The organism is Exiguobacterium sp. s138 (genome assembly GCF_018618775.1).
Taxonomy (GTDB): Bacteria; Bacillota; Bacilli; order Exiguobacteriales; family Exiguobacteriaceae; genus Exiguobacterium_A; species Exiguobacterium_A artemiae.
In genome coordinates this window covers 234627-258415 of record NZ_JACSMW010000001.1, presented here as the reverse complement: position 1 = coordinate 258415, position 23789 = coordinate 234627, and the positions used below count along the sequence as shown (strand labels likewise).

At 47.9% G+C, this 23789-nt stretch carries 28 protein-coding genes; 3 read left to right on the top strand and 25 right to left on the bottom strand.

Annotated features, from left to right (window positions below):
• Nucleotides 1–404 precede the first annotated feature (404 nt).
• The 15 genes from spo0A to aroQ all read right to left on the bottom strand — a co-directional run bounded on the left by spo0A (nt 405) and on the right by aroQ (nt 14211).
• Nucleotides 405–1118, bottom strand: coding sequence for a sporulation transcription factor Spo0A (gene spo0A / locus KNP91_RS01345; RefSeq protein ID WP_081432739.1), 714 nt, complete (start codon nt 1116–1118; stop codon nt 405–407).
• 3 nt (nt 1119–1121) lie between these two features.
• Nucleotides 1122–2828, bottom strand: a complete 1707-nt coding sequence (gene recN, locus KNP91_RS01340) for a DNA repair protein RecN (RefSeq protein ID WP_041261515.1) — start codon at nt 2826–2828, stop codon at nt 1122–1124.
• Between the two features lie 12 nt (nt 2829–2840).
• Entirely contained in the window at nt 2841–3290 is a 450-nt protein-coding gene (gene ahrC, locus KNP91_RS01335; RefSeq protein WP_012369814.1) for a transcriptional regulator AhrC/ArgR, read from the bottom strand.
• Between the two features lie 142 nt (nt 3291–3432).
• Nucleotides 3433–4239, bottom strand: a complete 807-nt coding sequence (locus KNP91_RS01330; RefSeq protein ID WP_012369813.1) for a TlyA family RNA methyltransferase — start codon at nt 4237–4239, stop codon at nt 3433–3435.
• Nucleotides 4240–4245: 6 nt separating this feature from the next.
• Nucleotides 4246–6132 carry a 1-deoxy-D-xylulose-5-phosphate synthase gene (gene dxs / locus KNP91_RS01325; protein WP_012369812.1) on the bottom strand — a complete coding sequence of 629 codons (1887 nt, stop codon included), beginning with the start codon at nt 6130–6132 and terminating at the stop codon, nt 4246–4248.
• A gap of 120 nt (nt 6133–6252) precedes the next feature.
• Complete coding sequence (locus KNP91_RS01320; protein ID WP_214848236.1) at nt 6253–7122, bottom strand: polyprenyl synthetase family protein; 870 nt, start codon at nt 7120–7122, stop codon at nt 6253–6255.
• Nucleotides 7119–7340: an exodeoxyribonuclease VII small subunit gene (xseB, locus tag KNP91_RS01315; protein ID WP_012369810.1), complete on the bottom strand. Its 222-nt coding sequence runs from the start codon at nt 7338–7340 to the stop codon at nt 7119–7121. Before xseB ends, KNP91_RS01320 begins: the two co-directional genes overlap by 4 nt.
• Nucleotides 7318–8661 (bottom strand): exodeoxyribonuclease VII large subunit, encoded by a 1344-nt coding sequence (gene xseA, locus KNP91_RS01310; RefSeq protein ID WP_012369809.1) that lies wholly within the window; start codon nt 8659–8661, stop codon nt 7318–7320. The genes xseB and xseA overlap by 23 nt, the downstream gene beginning before the upstream one ends.
• Nucleotides 8658–9491, bottom strand: coding sequence for a bifunctional methylenetetrahydrofolate dehydrogenase/methenyltetrahydrofolate cyclohydrolase FolD (folD, locus tag KNP91_RS01305; RefSeq protein ID WP_012369808.1), 834 nt, complete (start codon nt 9489–9491; stop codon nt 8658–8660). Before folD ends, xseA begins: the two co-directional genes overlap by 4 nt.
• A 67-nt stretch (nt 9492–9558) precedes the next feature.
• Nucleotides 9559–9984 (bottom strand): transcription antitermination factor NusB, encoded by a 426-nt coding sequence (gene nusB, locus KNP91_RS01300; RefSeq protein WP_114596348.1) that lies wholly within the window; start codon nt 9982–9984, stop codon nt 9559–9561.
• A gap of 119 nt (nt 9985–10103) precedes the next feature.
• Nucleotides 10104–11456, bottom strand: coding sequence for an acetyl-CoA carboxylase biotin carboxylase subunit (accC, locus tag KNP91_RS01295; RefSeq protein ID WP_214766098.1), 1353 nt, complete (start codon nt 11454–11456; stop codon nt 10104–10106).
• 14 nt (nt 11457–11470) lie between these two features.
• On the bottom strand, nt 11471–11926 hold the full coding sequence (gene accB, locus KNP91_RS01290; protein WP_012369805.1) for an acetyl-CoA carboxylase biotin carboxyl carrier protein: 456 nt from the start codon (nt 11924–11926) through the stop codon (nt 11471–11473).
• A gap of 179 nt (nt 11927–12105) precedes the next feature.
• Nucleotides 12106–12672, bottom strand: coding sequence for an elongation factor P (gene efp / locus KNP91_RS01285; RefSeq protein ID WP_012369804.1), 567 nt, complete (start codon nt 12670–12672; stop codon nt 12106–12108).
• 33 nt (nt 12673–12705) lie between these two features.
• Nucleotides 12706–13770, bottom strand: coding sequence for a M24 family metallopeptidase (locus tag KNP91_RS01280; protein WP_012369803.1), 1065 nt, complete (start codon nt 13768–13770; stop codon nt 12706–12708).
• An 18-nt stretch (nt 13771–13788) separates the two neighbouring features.
• A complete protein-coding gene (aroQ, locus tag KNP91_RS01275) occupies nt 13789–14211 on the bottom strand; it encodes a type II 3-dehydroquinate dehydratase (RefSeq protein ID WP_012369802.1) in 423 nt (140 codons plus the stop codon).
• Nucleotides 14212–14368: 157 nt separating this feature from the next.
• Between aroQ and KNP91_RS01270 the strand changes: the two genes are divergently transcribed.
• Nucleotides 14369–15301 carry a DUF1385 domain-containing protein gene (locus KNP91_RS01270; protein ID WP_012369801.1) on the top strand — a complete coding sequence of 311 codons (933 nt, stop codon included), beginning with the start codon at nt 14369–14371 and terminating at the stop codon, nt 15299–15301.
• 20 nt (nt 15302–15321) lie between these two features.
• Nucleotides 15322–15723: an SA1362 family protein gene (locus tag KNP91_RS01265; protein ID WP_012369800.1), complete on the top strand. Its 402-nt coding sequence runs from the start codon at nt 15322–15324 to the stop codon at nt 15721–15723.
• 49 nt (nt 15724–15772) lie between these two features.
• On the opposite strand, the gene hpt is transcribed toward KNP91_RS01265, so the two are convergent.
• The 3 genes from hpt to KNP91_RS01250 form a co-directional block, all read right to left on the bottom strand.
• Entirely contained in the window at nt 15773–16300 is a 528-nt protein-coding gene (gene hpt, locus KNP91_RS01260) for a hypoxanthine phosphoribosyltransferase (RefSeq protein ID WP_041261847.1), read from the bottom strand.
• Between the two features lie 144 nt (nt 16301–16444).
• Nucleotides 16445–16867: a transcriptional regulator MntR gene (mntR, locus tag KNP91_RS01255; protein ID WP_012369798.1), complete on the bottom strand. Its 423-nt coding sequence runs from the start codon at nt 16865–16867 to the stop codon at nt 16445–16447.
• A gap of 24 nt (nt 16868–16891) precedes the next feature.
• Complete coding sequence (locus tag KNP91_RS01250) at nt 16892–17722, bottom strand: lipoate--protein ligase family protein (RefSeq protein ID WP_214848234.1); 831 nt, start codon at nt 17720–17722, stop codon at nt 16892–16894.
• Nucleotides 17723–17861: 139 nt separating this feature from the next.
• Here KNP91_RS01250 and KNP91_RS01245 point away from each other — a divergent pair, with 139 nt between their 5' ends.
• On the top strand, nt 17862–18242 hold the full coding sequence (locus tag KNP91_RS01245; RefSeq protein WP_214766100.1) for a rhodanese-like domain-containing protein: 381 nt from the start codon (nt 17862–17864) through the stop codon (nt 18240–18242).
• A gap of 61 nt (nt 18243–18303) precedes the next feature.
• Here the strand turns inward: KNP91_RS01245 and gcvPB are convergent, their stop codons facing one another.
• The 7 genes from gcvPB to KNP91_RS01210 all read right to left on the bottom strand — a co-directional run bounded on the left by gcvPB (nt 18304) and on the right by KNP91_RS01210 (nt 23788).
• Nucleotides 18304–19782 (bottom strand): aminomethyl-transferring glycine dehydrogenase subunit GcvPB, encoded by a 1479-nt coding sequence (gene gcvPB / locus KNP91_RS01240; protein WP_214766102.1) that lies wholly within the window; start codon nt 19780–19782, stop codon nt 18304–18306.
• On the bottom strand, nt 19775–21121 hold the full coding sequence (gcvPA, locus tag KNP91_RS01235; RefSeq protein WP_214848231.1) for an aminomethyl-transferring glycine dehydrogenase subunit GcvPA: 1347 nt from the start codon (nt 21119–21121) through the stop codon (nt 19775–19777). The genes gcvPB and gcvPA overlap by 8 nt, the downstream gene beginning before the upstream one ends.
• A 14-nt stretch (nt 21122–21135) precedes the next feature.
• Nucleotides 21136–22218 carry a glycine cleavage system aminomethyltransferase GcvT gene (gene gcvT, locus KNP91_RS01230; protein WP_214848228.1) on the bottom strand — a complete coding sequence of 361 codons (1083 nt, stop codon included), beginning with the start codon at nt 22216–22218 and terminating at the stop codon, nt 21136–21138.
• Nucleotides 22219–22400: 182 nt separating this feature from the next.
• Nucleotides 22401–22715, bottom strand: coding sequence for a hypothetical protein (locus tag KNP91_RS01225; RefSeq protein ID WP_012369792.1), 315 nt, complete (start codon nt 22713–22715; stop codon nt 22401–22403).
• Nucleotides 22712–23194: a shikimate kinase gene (locus tag KNP91_RS01220; protein ID WP_012369791.1), complete on the bottom strand. Its 483-nt coding sequence runs from the start codon at nt 23192–23194 to the stop codon at nt 22712–22714. The genes KNP91_RS01225 and KNP91_RS01220 overlap by 4 nt, the downstream gene beginning before the upstream one ends.
• Nucleotides 23187–23480 (bottom strand): hypothetical protein, encoded by a 294-nt coding sequence (locus KNP91_RS01215; RefSeq protein WP_012369790.1) that lies wholly within the window; start codon nt 23478–23480, stop codon nt 23187–23189. Before KNP91_RS01215 ends, KNP91_RS01220 begins: the two co-directional genes overlap by 8 nt.
• The gene (locus KNP91_RS01210) at nt 23456–23788 is read right to left on the bottom strand and encodes a hypothetical protein (protein ID WP_234944577.1); all 333 of its coding nucleotides are present in this window, start codon (nt 23786–23788) and stop codon (nt 23456–23458) included. The genes KNP91_RS01215 and KNP91_RS01210 overlap by 25 nt, the downstream gene beginning before the upstream one ends.
• Nucleotide 23789: the final 1 nt, after the last annotated feature.

Genomic DNA, 23789 nt, shown 5'->3' with positions numbered 1-23789 from the left:
TTGGTCTTACTTGGTCTTGCTTGGTCTTACTTTGGACGTTTAATTTACGTTACCCTTCACTTTTTCCTTGCTTCGAAATCATGAAGTCTCATATCTGTTTGAGATAAATCATCCGAAAAAGATATGAAATGCCTTGGTAAGAATTCTACCAAGAGAATGTCGTCCATCATTCTTGAGCCGTTTACAGGTGGCGACCTGAGATGAAATTCGTTGAACGGTTTTCCGGGAACCAATTCGACTCGACGTTCATCTGACGTCTTTCCAAATCATTTGGTACCTTTATTATAACAAACATTTCAGTTTGTGCAACATTTATTTAATGAATATTCAGTTTTTTATTTGTATTAAAAAAAACCAGGCTTCTCCGGATTTTCTTCATCCGTCAAAACCTGATTACCGCTCTATTAAGATCCGTTCATATGGTTCGATACATAAGAGATGAACTCGGAATTTTTCGGACTTTTCTCCTGTTCAATTCGTCCGTTAAACAATGTATGTTCATTCATGCCTTCTTTCCAGGCCGACTTAATCGCATGGCGCATCGCCCGCTCGACACGCGAAGCAGTCGTTTGATGTTTTCTAGCAATCGTCGGGTATAGCTCTTTTGTAATCAGCCCCAATAAATCTTCCCGTTCCAGCACCAACAAGACCGCCTCTTTCAAGTACGTGAATCCTTTGATGTGCGGCGCAATTCCGATTTCCCGGAGCGTGGTGCCAACTTTCGTTTCGACCGGTTCTGCTTGGCTTGGCTGTACGCCGTTCACGACCAGACGAATTTTGTTGACGAGTTGATCTAAACTGAACGGTTTCAATAAAAAGTAGGCAGCGCCCAGTGAAACAGCCTGTTGCGATACTTCATCCTTCCCGAACGCACTTAACATGATGACAGCCGGACTGCTCTTTTGGTTCATCAAGGCCTCCAAGACACCCAGTCCATCGAGATGGGGCATGATGATATCCAATAACAGCACATCGGTCTCGACATGTCCTAATTTTTCGAGACAACTTTCTCCGTTATAGGCAACGCATACTACTTCCATGTCTTCTTGGGCAGATAGATGTTGCCGAATCAATTCGACCATTTCTCGGTTATCATCCGCAATCCCGACTCTAATCAATTGTTACACCCCATTTTTAAGCGATTCCTTCATGTTCATTGCCTGTTCCATCAGTTCTTCCGCATGACGCAACGTCAAATCCGTCATATGTGTGCCGGAAATCATCCGTCCCAGTTCATTTCCGCGCTCGGAGTCCGTCAGTACGTTGACCTGTGTCGTCGTCCGGTCCGTTTCTTCGATTTTACGGATATACAAGTGTTGATCCGCAATCGATGCAACTTGCGGCAAGTGGGTGATACACAAGACTTGACTGTCGATTGACAGACGATAAATCTTTTCTGCCATCGCTTGTGCGACACGTCCGGATACCCCTGTATCCACTTCATCAAAGATGATGGAAGCCACACCGACCGAACGTGAGAAAATCGATTTCAGTCCGAGCATGATCCGAGACAATTCGCCGCCGGAAGCGACTTTCCCGAGTGATTTAAACGGTTCTCCGGCGTTCGTCATAATGTAGAACTCGACGAAGTCGATTCCGTTTTTACGTAAAGTCGGCGCCTTTCCATCTTGGAGGAAGCGGATTTCAAAGCGGGCTTTTTCCATATACAACTGACGGAGTTCAAGGTGAATCGCTTCACCTAAATGATGCGCTGCTTTTCTCCGGGCCTGAGACAGTTCTCCGCCGATGTCGAACAGTTCCGTCTCCAACTGTTCCACTTCTGTTTTCAGTTTTTCAATCCGCTCATCGCGATTCGTCATCGTATCCAGTTCCACACCGATTTTTTTACCGTAAGCGATGACTTCTTCTATCGTTGCTCCGTATTTCCGTTTGAGTTGTTGGAATACAGATAAACGAAGCTCGATTTCGTCGAGCCGGTTCGAATCAAACTCCAAAGTTTCAAGTTGATCCCGGACCGCATAGCCGACTTCCTCAAGCGCATAAAATGCATTGGCCAATGTATCGCTTTGACCCGAAAATTCATCATCGATACTTGAAGCCTGTTGCAGTTCACGCATGGCGTCTCCGACGGAATCAATCCCGCGCCGTTCGTCATGTAACGCATCGTAAGCGGCGCTGAGAGAAGCATGAAGCTTTTCAAAGTTTGCCAACCGGTTTCGTTCGCTCAATAAATCTTCTTCCTCACCTGTTCGGAGTTTCGCACTGTCGATTTCTTCCGTTTGAAAAGACAACAAGTCAATACGTTGGGCTAACTCCTGTTCACTTTGCGCCAGTGCCTGCAAGGCATCCCGTTTTTCTTCATACTGCTGAAAACGTTCCTGATACCGTTCGAGAATCGGAGCAATCGTCGCATGTCCAAAGTCATCCAAAATCGTTTGATGATACGTACTTTCCATCAGATGTTGATGTTCATGCTGACCATGGAGATCGACAAGAGCCCGGCCGAATTCCCGTAAAATCGTCAAGGTGACTAATTTATGATTGACGCGACAAACACTTTTTCCGGAAGCAAACAAATCACGGCGTAAAATGATCATGCCGTCTTCCATGTCGATCCCGTACTCTTCTGCTAACGTATAGGCCATATGACCGTCTTCAATCATGAAGAGACCTTCTAATTCCGCCTTGTCCTCACCGTACCGGACAAATTCAGCAGAACCGCGACCACCGATCAGTAATCCAATCGCATCCAGCACAATCGATTTACCGGCTCCCGTTTCTCCGGTCAAGACCGTCATGCCTTTTTTGAAATCAATCTGTAGCTGGTCAATGATTGCAAATTGTTTTATCGATAGTTCAGCTAACATCATGTCAACTCCTTACAACATTCCTAAAATACGTTCGGTCACTTCCGTTGCTGCTTCTTCATTTCGTGTAATCATCAGGATCGTATCGTCACCACAGACTGTCCCGAGTAACTCCGGCCAGTTTAAATGATCGAGCAAGACACCTAATGCATTTGCGTTTCCGGGTAAGACATGCATGACAATCAAGTTTTGTGCGGAATCAATCGAGATGAAGCTATCTCCGAGCAATCGGCGTAACTTTCCGAGTGGATTGAACCGCTGATCGGCAGGCAAGCTGTATTTGTATCGGCCATCATTGAGCGGCACCTTCACGAGATGAAGTTCTTTAATATCTCGAGAGACGGTCGCCTGGGTTACTTTATAGCCTGCATTTCGAAGTTCCTCGACTAACTCATCTTGTGTTTCGATTTCTGACTGCGTAATGATTTCCCGAATCTTGATTAACCGTTGCCCCTTTGTCATCCTTGCACCTCACAGTTTTTCTTCACTGATACTATTGTAATCCAATAATTCGATAAAAGTCCATGCTTGCCCTATTCATTCCTGACAAATCAAAAACAGACTCCATCATCTTTGACGGAGCCTGTTTGGAAATCGATTAGACTTACAACGCGGCATGGGCCAGACGAACGGTTTCAAGCGGATCAACCGATTCTTCCATCCCCGGTGTCTCAAGCTTGGCGTGCAGGAGAAACTCGATATTTCCCTCACCGCCGGTAATCGGTGAAAAATCCAATTGTTGAACGTAAAATCCTTCCCGGACAAAGAAATCTACCATCTCTTTGAGTACCCGATCGTGAATCCGCTCATCTCGAACGATTCCCTTTTTACCGACATCATCACGCCCTGCTTCAAACTGTGGTTTGACAAGCGCAATGACATCCCCGCCCTCAGCTAAAATCGCCTTTAATGGCGGCAAAATCAATCTCAGTGAGATGAACGAGACATCGATGGTCGCAAAGCTCGGCTGAACAGGAAACATATCTGGCGTCGCATGACGGAAGTTGGTTTTTTCCATTGCCGTCACACGATCGTCCGACCGTAATTTCCAGTCCAGTTGATTGGAGCCGACATCCAGCGCATACATATGGGCAGCCCCGTTTTGTAAGGCACAATCCGTAAACCCACCTGTCGAAGAACCGATATCAAGACCAGTCCGTCCGGATACATCGATATCGAATACCGCTAATGCTTTTTCCATCTTGTATCCACCGCGACCGACGTATGGCATGACTTGACCTTTGACCGTCAAATCGATGTCTGATTTTACTTTTTCACCGGCTTTCTCCAGCCGTTCCGTGCCACTGAATACAAGACCTGCCATAATGGTCCGTTTTGCTTTTTCACGTGTTTCACATAAACCGCGCTCGACGAGCAGAACGTCGAGGCGGATTTTTTTTACAGTTTCCATTAATCGTTACACACTCTGTTTCTTTCCTTGATTGACAAATGAGCGGACTTCTTCCGCAATTTGTCCAGGTAATAATCCGATCTCTTCTAACAATTCGTTGACACCGCCATGCTCGATATACCAATCCGGGATACCAAATCGTTTGACGCGCGGGAAAGCTTCCTGTTCATTGGCATGTTCGAGAACAGCTGAACCGAATCCGCCCTTGAGCACCGCTTCTTCAAGCGTTACGAGTGGAATACCTTCCGCGTATAATGCATTCAACATTTTTTCATCCAGTGGTTTGATCGTCCGGGCATTGATGACCCGTACCGATACATCCCCTTCTAGAAGTTCCGCAATTTTCAAGGCGTCCTGTACTTGGGGACCGAATGCCATGATGGCGACATCCGTTCCTTCGCGTTCGACGTCCCATGTATCAAGCGAAATTTCATGGAGTGTCTCATCCATCGGAACACCGATGCCTTCTCCGCGTGGGAAACGGACAGCAATCGGTCCTTCGTATTTAACAGCCGAATAGAGAAGGTGTTGCAGTTCATTCTCATCTTTCGCCATGACAATCCGGATATTCGGTACGTGACGCATGAAGGCGATATCAAAGACACCTTGGTGTGTTTCGCCGTCCGCACCGACGAGACCCGAACGGTCGATTGTGAACGTCACATCGAGGTTCTGGCGTGCGACATCATGAACGAGTTGGTCGTATGCACGCTGGAAGAAGGTCGAATAAATCGAGACGACCGGCTTCATGCCTTGTGTTGCCTGACCGGCAGCAAATGTTACGGCATGTTGCTCCGCAATCCCGACATCAAACATCCGTTCCGGGAATTCTTTTTCAAAGCAGTCGAGTTTCGATCCGACACTCATCGCCGGTGTAATCAGAGTTAACTTATCATCCTCACGGGCCATCTTCGTCAACGTGTCTGCCACTGTGAACGAATAACTTGGTGCTTTTGATTTCCCTTTGATGACTTCGCCTGACTCGATCTTGTACGGTCCTAGACCGTGCCATGTGCCGATGCCGTCGTATTCAGCCGGACGGTAGCCTTTTCCTTTTTTCGTGATGACATGAAGCAGGACAGGCCCTTCTTCTTTCTTCACATAGTTCAGCTGTTCGATTAAGTCCGTTAAATCATGACCATCGACCGGTCCGTAATAATTAAAACCGAGTTCTTCAAAGAACATACCGGGAACGAGTGCTCCTTTGACCGCTTCTTTCAGCTTCTCGCCGCCTTTTTCAAGCTTTCCGCCGATTAATGGGATTTTTTTAATCAATGTTTCGAGCTCATCTTGCGCGTAACGGACTTTGCGCGAAGAACGGATTCTTCCTAACATCTGATGCATCGCCCCGACATTCGGTGCGATCGACATCTCGTTGTCGTTTAAGATGACGATGACGTTTTGTTGTTCCGCTCCGATATGGTTCAATGCTTCGAGTGCCATTCCGCCTGTCAACGCACCGTCCCCGATAATGGCGATCGCCCGGTCATCATTACCTTTTAGTTCATTCGACACAGCAATCCCCATCGCTGCCGAAAGTGAGGTCGAACTGTGGCCTGTTTCCCAGACGTCATGAACGCTCTCGTTACGTTTCGGGAATCCGCATAACCCTTTGTGTTGACGCAGCGTATCAAACTGACCTGCCCGTCCTGTCAAAATTTTATGCACGTATGCTTGGTGTCCGACATCCCAGACGAATTTATCGTTCGGACTGTCAAATTCGCGGTGAAGCGCCAATGTCAGTTCGACGACACCTAGATTCGGTGCTAAATGTCCACCTGTCGTTGCTAATTCTTCAATCAAAAAGCGTCGGATGTCACCTGCGAACAGTTCTAATTCCGAGACTGACATACGCTTTAAAAATGACGGATCCTGTATCTCTGTCAACTTCATACCTTACCGCCTCTTTCCCTTGCATTCTTATATGGTTTGTACCCTACATTGTACTAGAACAATCTTGCGAACGCCACATTCCCGGCGCATAAAAAAAGACGGCTTACTACGCCGCCTCTCTTAATGGTCACGCTTGACGACGAAGTCGAGCAAATCCTTAAGCGGTGTCGCTTCGACGGAAAGAGCCTCGATTGCTTCATTCGCTGCCGTCACTTGGGCTGCAAGTGCCCTTTTCGCCCCGTCAAGACCCAACAGTTTCGGATAAGTTGCTTTGTCATTTCCTTCATCACTGCCAACCGGTTTCCCGATTTTGTCAGCATCTCCGGTCACATCCAGGATGTCGTCTTGAATTTGGAAAGCAATTCCGAGATGACGGCCGTACCGTTTCAACTGTTCGAGATCCTCATCTGCGACTCCGGCTAAAATGCCGCCTGCTTCGACTGCAAAAATCAACAAGGCTCCTGTTTTCCGGCGGTGAATCGATTCCAGTTCTTCCGCATCACTGATTCCTCCGCGCTCTCCAAGCATGTCATCCAGTTGACCGCCGACCATCCCGGCTGCACCCGCTGCTGCTGCGAGTCGCTCGAGTAATTTCACTTTAACTTCCGCTGCGGCCATCGTTTCGAGTAGACACGTAAAGGCATTCGTCAGTAACGCATCCCCTGCGAGAATGGCGGTCGCCTCATCGAATTCAATATGATTGGTCGGACGTCCGCGTCGCATATCATCATCGTCCATCGCCGGTAGATCATCATGAATCAAGGAATATGTATGAATCATCTCAATCGCCGCCGCTGTTGCGTCACCCGTCTTACGATCGACGCCGTAAGCATCGAGGACAGCATAAATCAATGCCGGCCGGACACGTTTCCCCCCTGCATCAAGGGAATACAGCATCGCTTCCCGCAGACGATCCGGTGCTTCGAGACGGTTCATGAAAGTTTCCAGTGCTTGCTCCACCTGCGTTTTCCACTCTGTTAAGACAATCATTGTGATCCTCCTTTTTCACGTAACGTGCCATCTTGTTCCAAGATTTGATCGAGCCGTTTTTCTGCCGTCGACAGCTTTCCTTGACAGAGTGCCGTCAATTTCACGCCTTCCTCGTACAAATTCATCGCTTGCTCAAGCGGTGCTTCACCTGCCTCCAGTAGTTCGACGATTTCTTCCAACCGCTCTAAAGCGGCTTCAAAGGATTGTTCTGTTTCCATCTTCTTCATCCTCTCGTTTCGCTAGGATACTCCCGTCATGAAACTGAACCCGGAAGGTCTGATCTGACAATTCTGTTACGGAACGGACGAGTCGGCCGTCCTGCTCGACGTAAGTATACCCACGCAACATGACTTGCGTCGGGCTGACCGAGTCAAGGCGGGCAATCATTTGATGCAACCGGTCCTGCTTCGTGCGGAGGACGGTATGGATCCGTTCCAGCTGTTTCCGTGTCCGGACCAACTGGCGTCCTTGTTCCGCCAAACGTTCCTGCATCGCGATTCGGGCAAACCGGTTCACCTGATCCGTCAAGGCTTGTTGCTTCGACTGCAACACCTGTTTTCCGATCCGGTTCAGTCCCATCTCTGCCCGGTCCAACCGTTCCTGTTTCAAACCTAACAAGACACGAGGAGACTTCAAGCCGTAACTCGTTGCCAGCCGCTGGACTTGATCCTTACGTTCGGTGATGTACTGGGCGTAATGGCGCGTCAATCTCCGATTCAGTTCATTGAGACGCTTCGCAAGTTCCGCTGCTTCCGGCGTCACGAGTTCTGCTGCGGCAGTCGGCGTCGCCGCCCGGACATCTGCAACAAAATCCGCAATCGTAAAGTCTGTTTCGTGACCGACTGCTGACACGATCGGAATCCGCGACTGATGAATCGCTGTTACGACCGGCATTTCGTTAAACGCCCACAATTCCTCAATCGATCCGCCACCGCGACCGATGATCATCACGTCACATGCCTGATGTTCGTTCATCCATTCAATGGCACGGACGATTTGGGGTGCGGCCTCTTTCCCTTGAACGAGAACCGGCGCAAAAACAATAGCGGCTTGCGGATAACGGCGACGTAACGTCGTCGCGATATCATGAAGGGCGGCTCCCTTCGGCGAGGTTACGATGCCGATTTTTTGCGGGAAAGCCGGTAACGGCAGTTTCTGTTCCGCTTCAAACCATCCGCGGGCCTCGACATCCTCTTTTAGCTGGACATAGGCTTCGTAAAGGGCTCCTACACCGTCTTCCATCATCCGTTCGACGTAAAGCTGCATCTCACCCGATGCGACATAAACCGAAATCCGAGCCGTAATGATGACACGGGCTCCGTCCCGGATGTCCGTCTTGACACGACTGGCATCCCGGGCGAACATGACCGCTTTCATCCGTGACTGTTCATCTTTCAACGTAAAATAAAGGTGACCGGAAGAGTGTCGTTTAAAGTTCGACACTTCTCCCACCACCTGGACTTGTTGGAGCAACGAGTCGTTCTCGAGTTCCCGTTTCACATATTGGACGAGTTCGGAAACCTGGAGAGGATTCGTCATTTCGCTGCCTCGATCGTATTGTGAAGCAACATCGTGATCGTCATCGGCCCGACCCCACCAGGAACTGGTGTAATCATCGAGGCGACTTCTTTCACTGCTTCAAATTCGACATCTCCGACTAATTTTCCGTCGACCCGGTTGACACCGACGTCGATGACGACGGCTTCCGGCTTGACCATATCGGCAGTAATCAATTTCGGCACACCGACAGCGACAATCAGAATGTCCGCCTGACGGGTCATCGCACCGAGATCTGCCGTCTTCGAGTGACAATACGTCACGGTCGCTGATTCATTTAAAAACAGCATTCCGACCGGCTTACCGACGATTTGGCTTCGACCGACGACAACGACATGACGACCGGCAATCGGAACATTCATTTCCTTGACGAGATGCAAAATACCATTTGGTGTACATGGCAAGAAAGTAGGTTCACCGATCATCATTTTCCCGACCGAGACCGGATGGAAACCATCGACATCTTTTTCTGGAGCGATGGCGAAGATGACCTTACTCTCATCAATATGTTTTGGCAAAGGTAATTGAACGAGAATACCGTGTACGCTGGCATCGGCATTCAGCCGTTCAATCAAGTGAAGCAATTCCGATTCTTTTGTCTCTTCCGGTAATCGGATCAAATCGGAATCCATCCCAATCTCCTGCGCCGCTTTTTCTTTACCACGGACATACGATTGACTGGCTGGATCTTCTCCGATTAAGATGACGGTCAGTTTCGGTTGAATACGTTCTTCTTTCAGACGTGCGACTTCTTCTTTCAGTTTCAAACGATACGATTGTGCGACTTGTTTCCCATCGATTACGACTGCCATGATTTTGTCCACTCCCCCAAAAATATTCGCTTCACTCTTTGCCTGATCAAACTTCTCTGTTTTTAAGTTAGTTGCTTTGCGGGTTTTCTTTCAAACCGTTTTGTTCCACTTCTTGCGCTACTTTTCCGAGCACACCGTTGACGATTTTTGTTGCTTCTTCATCGGCAAAAGCTTTCGTTAATTCGATTGCTTCATTGATGGTTACCCGGACTGGAATCTTCGCTTCAAACAACAGTTCATACACCGCAAGACGAAGAATCGTCCGTTCGATGTTTCCGAGACGCTCAAATGACCAGTTCACGAGCGCAGCACGCAGCTTTTGATCAATTTCCGGTTTGTTTGCTTCGACTCCTTCAACCAATCGTGTCACAAACGTATCATATTCTTTACCTTCTACTGCGAATTCAATGGCTTCTTGTGCAGACAGATCCGAGAGTTCCATTTGGAACAAAGACTGTACTGCCAGTTCGCGTGCCATATGTCTTTTCATCATGATTTTACGTGCTCCTTTTTTTATCGTTCTCAATCAATTAGTTTAGCACATTCTTTTTTCAAAAAACATAGAGAACGGCAAAAAGACGGGAGTTAAATACAATCGACTCCCGTCCACGATTACTTCACGATTTCTGCTTTTAGTTCACGTTCTGTAAATTTCGTCGTAAACGTTCCACGACGGAATACGGGATGTGCCAACACTTGTTGATGGAAAGGTATCGTTGTTTTGACACCTTCAATCCAAAACTCGGACAATGCCCGTTCCATCTTCGCACAGGCTTCTTCACGCGTTTCGGCATGAACGATCAGCTTAGCGACCATCGAGTCATAGTACGGAGGAATCATATACCCCGGATATACGGCACTATCAATCCGGACGCCCATTCCACCCGGTGCGACATATTGTGTGACGCGTCCGGCATGCGGACGGAAGTCATGATCAGGATCTTCGGCATTGATCCGGCATTCAATCGAATGACCACGGAATTCAATATCCTGCTGTTGAACAGCTAACGGGTGATCGAGTGCCACCTGGAGCTGTGCCTGAACAAGATCAAATCCTGTAATCATTTCCGTCACCGGATGTTCAACCTGGATTCGCGTATTCATTTCCATGAAGAAAAATTCTTCCGTTTCTTCCACAAAGATGAATTCGATCGTCCCGGCACCGGTGTAGTCAATCGCCTTCGCCGCTTTGACTGCCGCTTCGCCCATCTTCAGACGGGTTGCAGGGCTGACAGCAGGTGACGGTGCTTCCTCAATTAGCTTTTGCATCCGGCGTTGGACGGTACAATCCCGCTCCCCGAGATGGATCACATTTCCGTGACGATCGGCGAGTACTTGAACTTCGACATGACGAAATTCTTCGATGAAACGCTCGAGATACACTTCACTGTTTCCAAACGCCTGCTTTGCCTCACGGCGTGTTTCATCCAGGCCGGTTACAAGTTCTTCTTGTGAACGGGCGACACGGATGCCTCGTCCGCCTCCACCGGCAGTCGCTTTGATGATGACCGGATAGCCGATCTCATCCGCCAATTGTAAGGCTTCCTCGTCCGTGACCGTACCGGCAGAACCGGGTACGACAGGTACGCCGCAGGCAATCATCGTTTGTTTTGCGACATCCTTGATTCCCATCTGACGGATAGCAGCCGATGTCGGTCCGACGAATTTGATGCCACATGCTTCACACATCTCGGCAAAATCAACATTCTCAGCCAGGAAACCGTATCCCGGGTGAATCATCGTGACGTTCCGATTAGTCGCGACCGCCAGGATATTCGTGACATTCAAGTAAGAAGCAGTCGAACTGACATCTCCGATACAATATGCTTCATCTGCTAAACGGACGTGCAAGGCATCCCGGTCCGCTGTCGAATAAACGGCGACCGTCTGAATGCCAAGTTCTTTTGCAGCTCGAATGATCCGGACTGCAATCTCGCCCCGGTTCGCGATTAAAAGTTTTTCCATTGCCATCACCCCGCTCAAGGACGAATCCGGAAGAGAGGTTGTCCGAATTCAACAAGGTCTCCATCTGCGACGAGAATCTCGACGACTGTTCCGGCTACTTCCGAGTTCAGATTATTAAATAGTTTCATTGCTTCTAAGACACAGACGACTTGACCGACTTCGATCTTGTCGCCGACTTTGACGAACGAAGGTTTGTCCGGATTCGGACGCGAATAAAACGTCCCGACCATCAATGCATTGATCGTTACCGTGTCGGCTTCAACGCTCTGTTCTTCCGGAGCTGGTTCTGCTGTGACTGTCGCAGCTTGCGGCGCCGGCGTTGCCACGCGGGCCGGTGCTTCGTGTGAGACCACGATATTATCATTTTGTTTTTTTAATTTTAACTTATACGTATCGGTTTCAAGAGAAAGTTCATTGACACTCGATTGGTCCAACATTTCGAGTACTTGCTTCAACTGATCGATTTTCATTTTTCTTCATCCCCTATCTCAACATTCACCTTTATTATTATACTTTAATATTATACCAGGTGCTAATGCCTACTCAAATACTAATATTAACTGGTCATACCAAAGGACGCAAGTTAAGACAAAAGGAAAAAACGCCCATCCGTCCAAGTCGAGGAGGAATAGGCGTTTCGAAAACTTGATTATCCGTTGTAACGCCCTGTGAAATCACCAGTACGTGTATCAACTGTTACTTTTTCTCCTGCTTCGATGAAGAGTGGTACATGGATAATATGTCCCGTTTCAACCGTTGCATTTTTCTTAACGTTTGAAGCTGTATCGCCTTTGACGCCCGGCTCTGCTTCAACAATCGTCATAACGATCGTGTTCGGCAATTCGATTCCGAGAACTTCACCGTTGTAGATCGCGATTTGAACTTCCATGTTTTCTAGAAGGAACGGGAGTGCCGCTTCAACTTGAGCCGTTGTCAATTCAAGTTGTTCGTATGATTCTGTATCCATGAAGACATATGTTTCCCCCATCGGATAGAGATATTGCATTTTGTTGCGTTCGATGTGGGCACGCTCGACACGTTCACCACCACGGAATGTCATCTCTTGAATGTTTCCGTTACGGATGTTACGCATTTTCGTCCGGACGAATGCTGCCCCTTTACCCGGTTTAACGTGTTGGAATTCAAGAACCTGCCAAATCATTCCGTCTGATGTTTTAATTGTAAGTCCTGTTTTTAAATCGTTTACTGATACCATGAAAAGTTCCTCCTAAATGTTGATCTTGCCGTTTTACAGTGTGATGAGTTCTTTTGGTGAAGACGAAAGAATTTCACGCCCTGACTCGGTGATCAAGACGTCATCTTCAATCCGACATCCTCCGACTTGCGGTACGTAAATGCCCGGTTCAACCGTCACGATCATCCCAGGTTGCAGTTTCGTTTCAGAACGGAATGACAATCCTGGTCCTTCATGTACTTCCAACCCGATTCCATGCCCCGTCGAATGACCGAAATATTCCCCATATCCTGCATCCTTGATGATGTCACGCGTCAAAGCGTCTGCTTCAATTCCAGTGATTCCCGGACGTAACCCGTCAACGCCTGCGAGCTGCGCTTTGAGAACCGTATCGTAAATCGTTTGTAACTCCGGACTGATCGGTCCGACGGCCACAGTACGCGTGATATCCGAAACATATCCGTTCAACAATGCACCGAAATCAAGCGTCACAAGTTCACCTGACTGGATTACTTTCGAACTGGCGACACCGTGTGGCAACGCTGAACGATATCCAGACGCAACAATCGTATCGAATGACGACGACGTCGCACCGTGTTTACGCATGAAGAACTCGAGTTCGTTCGAGACTTCAAGCTCTGTCCGGCCAGCTTGAATATACGTCAAGATGTGGTGGAACGTCGCATCTGCTAAATCCACCGCTTCCTTAATCATCTTAATCTCTGACGAATCCTTAATCAAGCGTAGGTTTTCAACGATTCCAGTCGTCGGAACCAATTCCACGGAAGATGCTTGATCGAACGCTTCGAATGCGCCGAGTGTCATTGCATCTTTTTCAACGCCAACTGCACGCACACGGGCTCCAGCCATCAATTCGCCCATCGTTTCAGGGATCGACCGTTCAATTTGGACGATTTCCATTCCCTTCACTTGATCCGCCGCTTGTTCCGTGTAACGGAAATCCGTCACAAAATAAGCTTGTTCAGCCGTCACGAGACATGCACCGCTCGAACCGGTGAATCCAGAAATATATCGGATATTTTCTGCCTTCGTCACAAGAAGACCTGGTAAATCACGTTCTTTAAGAGCTGTTTGAAGTGCTTCAATACGATGTTTCATGTCTGTTTCCCCCTTTGATTATGTAGACGGTTGAATCAATGCTTCGATTGCGAGCAAGTAACCTGTCATCCCTAATCCGCTGATGACTCCTCGGCAAACCGGTGCAAGCATCGAATGATGCCGAAATGCTTCGCGTGCATGAACGTTTGATAAATGAACTTCAATCGTCGGTACATCGATTGCCGCGATCGCATCACGCAACGCAACACTCGTATGCGTGTAAGCCGCCGCATTGAAGACGATTCCGTCATATCCGCGCGCTCCGTGTAAATAGTCGATCAGTTCGCCTTCATGATTTGACTGGGCGAACTGAAAATCAACATCTTTAAAACGAGTCCTGACCAGACTTTCCAAATCCGATAATGTTTGCGTCCCATATGTATCCGGTTCCCGTGTCCCGAGCAAATTCAAGTTCGGTCCATTCAAGACTAAAATCTGCATTTCATCACCTCCAGATTGTCTCTATTATTGTATCATAAGTCGTTTTCCGCCTCCTAAATTTTCGACTGCTATTAACAGCTGAGCATAGTGTTTTTCTACTAAATCGAGTAAAATGACGGTACACGATATTTTATTTGAAGATGGGATGCGTTGCTCTATGAAAACTGCTCAAGCGCCCGTCGGTGGACAAGCCATCGTCGAAGGGGTCATGTTCCAAAATGCCACACATGCCGTCTCAGCCATTCGTCGAAATGACGATACGATTGAAACGTTCGAACAAAAAAAACCGATCCGGCCACGAATCGCCGTCGGTAAAAAAATCCCGTTGATCCGCGGATTGTTTGCCTTAGTCGAATCGTCCGCGAACGGGGCAAGTCATATGAACTTTGCCAGTGACCGGTACGGGGTCAATCCGGGGGAAGAAGAGCCGGAAGAGGCTTCCCAAGGTCAACTGACGAAATGGCTTGGTGTCGCTGTCCTCGGTGTACTGTCGTTCTTTTTCGGAAAGCTGATGTTTACACTGCTTCCGGCTTTTCTAGCTTCTCTGTTCAGTTACTTCCCGGCGCTGTCCGGTCATGTGATTCAAAATGTACTGGAAGCTGTAATCAAGTTGACGTTACTTTTCAGTTATCTTTATCTGATTTCCTTGACTCCGCTCGTCAAACGGCTGTTTCAATATCACGGTGCCGAACATAAAGTCATCAACTGTGTCGAAAGCGGAAGGCCATTGACGGTCGAAAACGTCCGGACCAGCAGTCGCCTGCATTACCGTTGCGGTTCAAGTTTCTTGATTTTCACCGTCATCGTCGGCTTTTTCGTTTATTTAATCGTCCCGACCGACCCGTTATGGTTACGTCTCGTTTGCCGGATTGCGTTACTTCCTGTCGTCATCGGTTTATCTTTCGAGGTTTTACAATTAACAAATAAAGCCCAAAATATTAAAGGTTTACGCGTCATCGCCTTGCCCGGCCTGTGGTTACAGTACTTGACGACAAAAGAACCGGATGATTCTCAGATCGAGGTTGCGATTTACGCGTTTGAAGCACTCGAAAAACAGGAACATAACCTACATGAGAATGCACTTGGTTAATTGATAACAGGGGTGATAATATGATTAGACAACGGATTGGTTCTACATTCGCACTTGTCGTGTTACTGTTTGCGTTCGTCGGCTTTGGATATAAGCTCGCCAATGATCCCGGTAGTCTGTTTTCACAATTACTGTTTTTTGCGATTACAGCTGGAATCATCTTCCTGCTGTTTAAATTTTTAACACGCAACAGCGTCAACAGCAGCACAAATTCTCAATATCGAAAATCTGTTGCGCAGTCTAAAAAAATGTACGCTAAAAACAATCCTTCACCCCGCCGGACCGATTTTAAGAAGAAGCCGGTTAAAACAACGAAAACGGCTGCTTCTAGTAAAGTCCGCCCCCTTCGCGACCGATCAAAAGCACCACATTTGACTGTCATCGAAGGAAAAAAAGGCAAAAAGAAAAAACGTGCTTTTTAAACAAATCAACAGTAGCTGTGCGCCTTCGAGGCACACAGCTACTGTTTTTTTAATCCGTTTCAACCCAACCCACATATGGCAGATTCCGATACTCCTCGGCACAATCAATACCATAACCAACCACAAAATAATCGGGAATCTCAAATCCGACATAATCGGCATCGAGCGGTACTTCCCGTCGTGCCGGCTTGTCGAGTAACGTACAAATTTTCAAGACACCTGGTTTATGCAGCTTCATGTGTTCACACAAGAAACTTAAGGTATGCCCGGTATCGATGATATCCTCGATGACGACGACGTATTTCCCTTCGACATCAAGATCCAAGTCCTTTTTCAACTGGACGCGTCCTGACGAGACGGTTTTGGCCCCGTACGATGAACAGGCAACCGTATCGATTTGGACACTACCTTTGATTTCACGCATTAAATCAGCAGCAAATACCATAGATCCTTTTAACACGACGACTAAAACAATTTGCCGTCCTGCCGCATCACGTTCAATTGCAACGGCAAGTTCTTTTACTTTGGCGGCAAGTTCTGACTCTGATACCAACTTTTCCTTAATCACGATTTCCATAACCGGATGGATCCCCATCCGTCACCCCCTTCGATGATTTCACGGTCAGTATAGCATATTCGATGCCGATTAACCGTACTATAACGATTTTTTATTATATATCGTTCGTCTTTTAAGAATTTCCATACAAAAAAACAAGTACACTTATTCTTCCGGGTGTACTTGCTGGTGTTTTTGAAATTCTTCTTGTAATTCAGGACGTTCGGCAAAAAATTGAATCATCCCGTTGATCTTATCGAGCGCTTCAATACTGATGTGATGTTCGATCCCTTCCACGTCTTTGTAGATCAATGATTCATCTACTCCGACCAGGCGCAGAAAATCTTCCAACAACGCATGCCGTTCGACAAGACGTTTTCCGATTTTCCGTCCTTTTGCCGTCAGCATCAATCCGCGGTACTTTTCGTAGACCAGATACTCTTCCCGGTCTAACTTCTGGACCATCTTCGTGACAGACGACGGATGAACGCCTAACAGCTCTGCAATATCGGACACACGGGCATATCCTTTTTCTTCAATCAACATATAAATCTGTTCTAAATAATCTTCCATACTCGGAGTCGGCACGACATCACCTTCCAATCCATCTCTTTAGCGCTTCCAGTTCCATTCTTCACTACGATACTTCTCTGCTAACCGTTCAATTTCCTGCCATTGGGTGCTGTTGAACTCCAGCGGTCTGAAGGTCAGTTGAAGTGCGTCTTCAAATCCTTTTACAAAGGCAAAACGGACTTCTTCGAATGAAACGGAGCGTCCCGCCAACTCATTTAAGGCAACCGCTTTTCCGGCAAATCGCGCTTTCATTCGTTCACGCATCGTCTCATCTTCGTAAAGAAAGCAATCAAACAATTCCCCTTCATCCACTGACAGCGGAACGGAACCATGTTGCAACACGACCCCTTGATGCCGGACTTGTGCACTTCCGGCCACTTTTCGTTTCCCGACCGCAAGTTCGTAATACGATGCCGCATCAAAACAGACGGCAGACTTCGGTTTTCGTAATTCTTCTTTTTCTTCTTCTGTCATCGGAACCGAAAATTCAACGGGAATGCCTAAATGATGGTACCCTTTACGGATTCCTTCTGTCAGCATCCGGTAACTTTCAATGACGGTTTTCGGGACCCCTTCCATCTGTTCGGGAAGAATCACACTGTACGTCAATTCATCCGCATGCAGGACGGCCCGGCCGCCGGTCATCCGGCGAACGATTGGAATCCCCAGCGCCTCAATCCGGTTTCGGTCAATATCTTTGGTCGCCCGTTGGAAATGACCGACACTTAACCCTCTTGGTTCCCATGAATAAAAACGAAGTGTCGGTGCCACCTCGCCGCGACCGACAAAACCGATTAAAGCTTCATCAATCGCCATGTTTAATGCCGGTTCCATTCTTTCAGTCGTCAATACTTGCCACTCTCTGATCAAGTGAACACCCCCAGAAACGTTTCCGTATTAGTGTATCAGACCCTTTCTATCCTGCGCAACGACGAGTCGATTGCCGAAATCGATTTCGTTTACTATAATGGTAAAGATGTTATATGAACGAAGGGGTTGGAACTTAGATATGGAAATCAGTACAATCATCACGATCGTATTATGGGTGGCTTTGATCGCTTATATCGTATGGCGCTTCATGCCGGTCAAAGGAATTACAAAACTTTCACAAGAAGAATTCCGGGCAAATTACCGGAAAGCACAAATTGTGGATGTCCGCGAGACACAGGAATTCAAAGGCGGACATATCATCGGAGCCCGTAACATACCGGTCAGCCAGATGAAAATGCGCGCTAAAGAATTACGCAAGGACATGCCGATCTATTTGTACTGCCAAGGCAACATGCGTTCGTCGCAAGCGGCCAAAGTCCTGAAAAAAGCAGGTTATACAAATCTGTATCAACTTAAAGGCGGCTTCAAGCAGTGGACTGGAAAAGTTAAACGCAGCTGATTCCTCTTATTTCATAACAAAAACCATCCCCGTCAACTGAGACGCGGGATGGTTTTTTGGTTTAAACGTGTACTTCTTGTTTCGGCTGATAACGTAAAATCGGCTTGCGGGCCGCTAATGTCTCATCCATTCGTTTAACGACCGTCGTATGCGGTGCGTTCAAGACGACGTCCGGTGTTTCTTCCACTTCTTTTGCGATCTGGAGCATCGCATCACAGAAGGCATCAAGCGTCTCTTTCGATTCGGTTTCCGTCGGTTCGATCATGATACACTCTTCGACATTCAACGGGAAGTAAATCGTCGGTGGATGATATCCGAAGTCAAGCAGACGTTTTGCGATATCGAGTGTCCGTACCCCAAGTGCTTTTTGACGACGGCCCGACAGGACAAATTCGTGTTTGCAATAGACGTCATAAGGGGCATCATATGCGCCTTTCAGACGTGCCAACATATAATTGGCATTCAAGACGGCTTCTTTTGAAACGCGGGCAAGTCCTGCGCCTCCCATTGTCCGGATATAACTGTAGGCCCGAACGTTGATACCGAAGTTTCCGTAGAACGGTTTGACACGTCCGATTGATTCCGGACGGTCGTAATCGAGTACAAAACCTTCTGCTGTCTTGGCAACAATCGGTTTTGGCAGATACGGAATCAAATCTTTTTTGACACCGACCGGACCTGAACCCGGACCGCCGCCGCCGTGAGGACCCGTAAACGTCTTATGGAGATTCAAGTGGACGACATCAAAGCCCATGTCTCCCGGACGTGCAATTCCCATGATTGCATTTGAATTCGCGCCGTCATAATACAGTTTTCCTCCGGCTTCATGGACCGCTTTCGCAATCTCAACGATATCCGACTCAAACAGACCGAGCGTATTCGGGTTCGTCAGCATCAATGCGGCCGTATCTTCCCCGACTTTACTCTTTAGGTCAGCTAGGTCAACTAATCCGCGCTCGTCAGATAAGACGGTCACCGTATCAAAACCAGCGACAGAAGCCGATGCCGGATTTGTTCCGTGGGCGGAGTCCGGGACGAGAACTTTCGTCCGTTTAAAGTCACCCCGGGCACGGTGATAAGCTTTGATCAACATTAATCCCGTCCACTCACCATGCGCTCCCGCTGCCGGTTGCAACGTCACTTCGTCCATACCGGTAATGACCGCAAGTTTTTCTTGTAAATCGTACATCAGTCCGAGAGCCCCTTGAACGCTCTCAACCGGTTGCAACGGGTGGATATGGGCGAATCCAGGGAGACGTGCCATATCTTCATTGATTTTCGGATTGTATTTCATCGTACATGAACCAAGCGGATAGAAACCGGAATCGACCCCGTGATTTCGGTTCGAAAGCGCTGTATAGTGACGGACAAGATCGAGTTCGGACACTTCCGGCAACTCGACGTCTTCCTGGCGCAGCAAATGGGCAGGCAGTAATTCTTCCGCCGCTACTTCATCAACCGTCGGAAGCGGTAAACTGTAGGCGACACGACCGGCTTTTGAGATTTCAAAAATCAATGTCTGTTCACTAGTTTTATGCATGAGTCAGTCCTCCTAACGCAGTCACGAATTGATCCAATTCTTCTTTTGTCCGTAGTTCAGTCGCACAAACGAGCATTTGGTTGCTCCGGCTTTCGTCGAACGTACCAAGCGGCAGTCCACCGATGATCCCGGCTTGCAACAACTGTTTGCCGGCTTCTGTCGCATCAATGGGCAATTCCACCAAAAATTCATTGAAGCTCGGACCGTCGTCCACGATGTGGAAGCCTGCTTGAATCAATGATTTTTTCAAGGCGTAGGCCGTCTGGAGGTTGCGGGTTGCCAGTTCACGGATTCCGCGTTTTCCCAGTGCACTCATTGCAATTGATGCAGCCAAAGCGTTTAAGGCCTGGTTCGAACAGATATTCGAAGTCGCTTTATCACGACGTATGTGTTGCTCACGTGCTTGTAACGTCAGGACGAACCCGCGTTTTCCGTCCTCATCGACTGTCTGACCGACAAGACGTCCCGGAATTTTTCGCATCAAGGCTTTTGTCGTCGTGAAGTATCCACACGTCGGTCCACCGAAGCTCTGCGGAATACCGAATGGTTGGCAGTCCCCGATCGTAATGTCGGCGCCGAGCTTACCAGGCGCCTCTAACAAACCGAGCGCAAGCGGATTGGCCGAGACAATGAATAGACCGCCTTTCGCATGTGTCGCGTCCGCCAGTGCCTGTAAGTCTTCGACACGTCCATAGAAGTTCGGATACTGTACGATGACGCAGGCGACATCCTCCAGTGCATCCAGGTTCGCAATCGCCGTTTCCCCATTCACGAGCGGCAGCGTCTCCACTTCAAGCCCGGGACCGTTTGCATATGTCCGTACGACATCGTGTGCTTCCGGATGGACACCATCCGAGAGAACGATTGTTTTTTTCTTCTTGTGGGCACAGGCAAGCATCGCCGCTTCAGCCAGTGCGGTGATCCCGTCGTACATGGAAGAGTTCGCGACATCCATTCCTGTCAGTTCACAGATCATCGTTTGGTACTCGAAGATTGCCTGCAGCTCCCCTTGCGAAATTTCAGGCTGATACGGCGTGTACGCCGTGTAGAACTCAGACCGGAGTAACATATGGTTGACGACAGCCGGTGCATAGTGGTCATAAATGCCGGCACCGAGGAACGACGGGTACTGTTTCGTATTCATGTTTTGATCGGCAAGTTTCGAGAGCGTTCGAATCAAGTCAGTTTCCGGTAACGGAATGCCCACTTCTTCCAACGTCCCTTGGTCGCGTACACTTGCCGGAATATCGGCAAGCAGGTCTTCTATCGAGTCTGCACCAATCGTCTGTAACATTTCTTTTTCATCTTCTTGCGTCATCGGTAAATAACGAAAATCCATCTTTTATGTCCCCCTTATTTGCTCCGGCGATAGAATGGCGTATCAATTCGTTTTGCTGCCAGTTTTTTTCCGCGTACTTCGATTTCAAATGTTTCCTCGGTCGCATATTCCGTCGGCACAAGTGCTAACGCAATGGCTTTACCAATTGTCGGTGGTAATGTACCCGTCGTAACGAATCCGATAGTTTCCCCATTTACCAAAACAGGAGCATCTTGACGAGCGATCCCTTTATCCGTCAGTTCAAGACCAATCAATTGACGACGCGGTCCGTCTTCTTTCTGTTTCACCAAGACTTCCGATCCGACAAACGACTTCACTTGCGGTTTAACGGCAAATCCCATCCCTGCTTCAATCGGTGAAATCGTCGCTGATAACTCGTGTCCGTATAACGGCAGGCAGGCTTCAAATCGTAACGTATCCCGGGCACCCAGCCCGCACGGTACGACATCCGCTTCCAATAACGCATTCCAGACCGCTGATGCGTCTGATGACGGCATATACAATTCGAAGCCGTCTTCCCCTGTATAACCGCTGCGTGATACAAGCATCTCGACTCCAGCCAATTCTCCTTGCGCAAAGCGGAAAAATTTGATGTCTTCCAGCTTGAGTGCCGTGAGTTTCTGCAACACTTCAACAGCTTTTGGACCTTGAACGGCAATTTGACCGTAGGCATCCGATTGATTTTCAAGCAACACGTCCCCCGTCAGATACTGACGTAAGTGTGCTTCATCTTTCTCGATGTTGGATGCATTGACGACGAGCAGGTAATCCTGTTCGTCCAAACGATATACCAACAAATCGTCTACTGTCCCGCCGTCTTCTTGACATAAGACGTTGTATTGAGCCTGTCCGCTCGCAATCTTCGAGATATCATTCGACAGCGTCTGTTGCAAAAACGCTAACGCATCTGATCCGGAAACAAATAACTCGCCCATATGGGATACATCAAACATCCCGACACGTTCCCGCACCGCTGTATGCTCTTCCTTGATGGATGAAAACAGAACTGGCATTTCAAACCCTGCAAAATCGACCATTTTCCCCTTTGGTGCAATGATGTCGAACAATGGCGTTCTCTTCAATGTCGTCTGACTCATACTTTTCCCCCTAATTACGAACATTTTCAATTCCTTTTCTCTTTATTGTTCAACTTTCAATTACATTCTACCAATTTCGAATCTTTTATTCTAGGTTTATTCGGAAATTGAACAAAAGGAAAGAGAGAAAGGACAAAGTCCCTTCTCTCCTATTGTTTCATATTCAGCCGATGAAAGCCATTTCAAAATGGTTTGAGTCCGGCAGTATGTTCAACTTCTGTTTTAAGACGTTGCCCTTCAGCAATGAGTTGACGTCCTCCTTGCTCGACACGCTTCCCTTCCGCGACCAAATGATCAATGTTTCCTTTAATTTGATCGATCCGGCTTGTCGTATGATCAATGCCCGTCTGCAACGTTTGTTGACGAATTGAAAAACGTTCCAGCAGTTGTTTGAGCACTGCCACATCTTTTGAAATTTTCTTCTTGTATAAGCTTAACCCGAAAATCACCAGACCGATGATGGCTAAGACGATAATTCCAAGATTGATCCAAATCATACGTTCTCCTCCAGTATCGATTCAATTTCTTTTGCCAGTTCGCGGACGGTTTTTGTTCCGTCCAAGCGGATATTGGCCAACCGTGCGTAAACGGGACGCCGTCTCCGAAATAACTTTTCGACTGTCATCCGTGATTTGACAAGTGGACGGGATGGATCTGTCCTGATCCGATTCCAGACCAGATGGAACGGCGTATCAATCCAGATGATGAGTCCCGATTCTTGCATGAGCGTCCGATTTTCCAAACGCTCGATAATTCCGCCTCCCGTGATGACAATCTCTGCTTCGCTGTTCCGTAACAATTCGACTTCCCGATCCCGAAATCCTGTTTCGCCGTATTTTGCGAAGAAATCCGTAATCGAACCGTATTCCTGGACGAAGCGTTCATCCAGTTCCTCGACATCGTAACGTGTCTGAAGGTGACGTCCAATCGCTGTTTTACCAGTTCCCATAAAACCAATCAAATAAACCTTATCCATTCGAAACGACCGCCTCGATTCTCTGTCCGTTATCTAGTATCGCTTCCATTTTAAAGCCTTTATCTGTCCGTGTACAGATAACCCGGCCAATCGGATACCGAACGGTTTCATCTTGACGGCAGTCGTCCGTCGCGGCTCGTACCAGCGACTCGAGTTGTAACGCCTCTTTCTCCAGTTGAATCTGCTTGACCGCTTCATCCATCTGATGACAGCCTAACAAGATGGCCACACCTATCCCGAGCAGGAGTAACAAGGTTTGAATCAGGATGAACCCGTGTTCTTGCACTGAACGGTTCGTTGACGCTGATTGAGCTCGAAAATCAGCGTCCGTCCTTCCTGCCGGACCTGATAATGCGTTACATCGTGGGCATAAGTCAGTTCGCCTCCAAATTCTTTTTTTAATCGGATTTGATTTTGGACACGGACGAGCCGCCACTTGATCGGCTCCTCTTCCGGATCGACGTCCACGCCGTGAACCTCATCCCCCTGCTTCTCACAAGAAGTACTTCGCCACATCAGCCGTTCAATCGTATGAAAAAATAACTCTTCATCCATCCGTTGTTCCTGATGTGCGGTACTGACGATTTGTGTCATA

Excerpts from the sequence above, each read along its gene's own strand:
- recN (WP_041261515.1), bottom strand. The coding sequence starts at position 2,828 with ATGTTAGCTGAACTATCGATAAAACAATTTGCAATCATTGACCAGCTA.
- ahrC (WP_012369814.1), bottom strand. The coding sequence starts at position 3,290 with ATGACAAAGGGGCAACGGTTAATCAAGATTCGGGAAATCATTACGCAG.
- KNP91_RS01330 (WP_012369813.1), bottom strand. The coding sequence starts at position 4,239 with ATGGAAACTGTAAAAAAAATCCGCCTCGACGTTCTGCTCGTCGAGCGC.
- dxs (WP_012369812.1), bottom strand. The coding sequence starts at position 6,132 with ATGAAGTTGACAGAGATACAGGATCCGTCATTTTTAAAGCGTATGTCA.
- KNP91_RS01320 (WP_214848236.1), bottom strand. The coding sequence starts at position 7,122 with ATGATTGTCTTAACAGAGTGGAAAACGCAGGTGGAGCAAGCACTGGAA.
- xseB (WP_012369810.1), bottom strand. The coding sequence starts at position 7,340 with ATGGAAACAGAACAATCCTTTGAAGCCGCTTTAGAGCGGTTGGAAGAA.
- xseA (WP_012369809.1), bottom strand. The coding sequence starts at position 8,661 with ATGACGAATCCTCTCCAGGTTTCCGAACTCGTCCAATATGTGAAACGG.
- folD (WP_012369808.1), bottom strand. The coding sequence starts at position 9,491 with ATGGCAGTCGTAATCGATGGGAAACAAGTCGCACAATCGTATCGTTTG.
- nusB (WP_114596348.1), bottom strand. The coding sequence starts at position 9,984 with ATGATGAAAAGACATATGGCACGCGAACTGGCAGTACAGTCTTTGTTC.
- accC (WP_214766098.1), bottom strand. The coding sequence starts at position 11,456 with ATGGAAAAACTTTTAATCGCGAACCGGGGCGAGATTGCAGTCCGGATC.
- accB (WP_012369805.1), bottom strand. The coding sequence starts at position 11,926 with ATGAAAATCGATCAGTTGAAGCAAGTACTCGAAATGTTGGACCAATCG.
- efp (WP_012369804.1), bottom strand. The coding sequence starts at position 12,672 with ATGGTATCAGTAAACGATTTAAAAACAGGACTTACAATTAAAACATCA.
- KNP91_RS01280 (WP_012369803.1), bottom strand. The coding sequence starts at position 13,770 with ATGAAACATCGTATTGAAGCACTTCAAACAGCTCTTAAAGAACGTGAT.
- aroQ (WP_012369802.1), bottom strand. The coding sequence starts at position 14,211 with ATGCAGATTTTAGTCTTGAATGGACCGAACTTGAATTTGCTCGGGACA.
- KNP91_RS01270 (WP_012369801.1), top strand. The coding sequence starts at position 14,369 with ATGAAAACTGCTCAAGCGCCCGTCGGTGGACAAGCCATCGTCGAAGGG.
- KNP91_RS01265 (WP_012369800.1), top strand. The coding sequence starts at position 15,322 with ATGATTAGACAACGGATTGGTTCTACATTCGCACTTGTCGTGTTACTG.
- hpt (WP_041261847.1), bottom strand. The coding sequence starts at position 16,300 with ATGGAAATCGTGATTAAGGAAAAGTTGGTATCAGAGTCAGAACTTGCC.
- KNP91_RS01245 (WP_214766100.1), top strand. The coding sequence starts at position 17,862 with ATGGAAATCAGTACAATCATCACGATCGTATTATGGGTGGCTTTGATC.
- gcvPB (WP_214766102.1), bottom strand. The coding sequence starts at position 19,782 with ATGCATAAAACTAGTGAACAGACATTGATTTTTGAAATCTCAAAAGCC.
- gcvPA (WP_214848231.1), bottom strand. The coding sequence starts at position 21,121 with ATGGATTTTCGTTATTTACCGATGACGCAAGAAGATGAAAAAGAAATG.
- gcvT (WP_214848228.1), bottom strand. The coding sequence starts at position 22,218 with ATGAGTCAGACGACATTGAAGAGAACGCCATTGTTCGACATCATTGCA.
- KNP91_RS01225 (WP_012369792.1), bottom strand. The coding sequence starts at position 22,715 with ATGATTTGGATCAATCTTGGAATTATCGTCTTAGCCATCATCGGTCTG.
- KNP91_RS01220 (WP_012369791.1), bottom strand. The coding sequence starts at position 23,194 with ATGGATAAGGTTTATTTGATTGGTTTTATGGGAACTGGTAAAACAGCG.
- KNP91_RS01210 (WP_234944577.1), bottom strand. The coding sequence starts at position 23,788 with ATGACACAAATCGTCAGTACCGCACATCAGGAACAACGGATGGATGAA.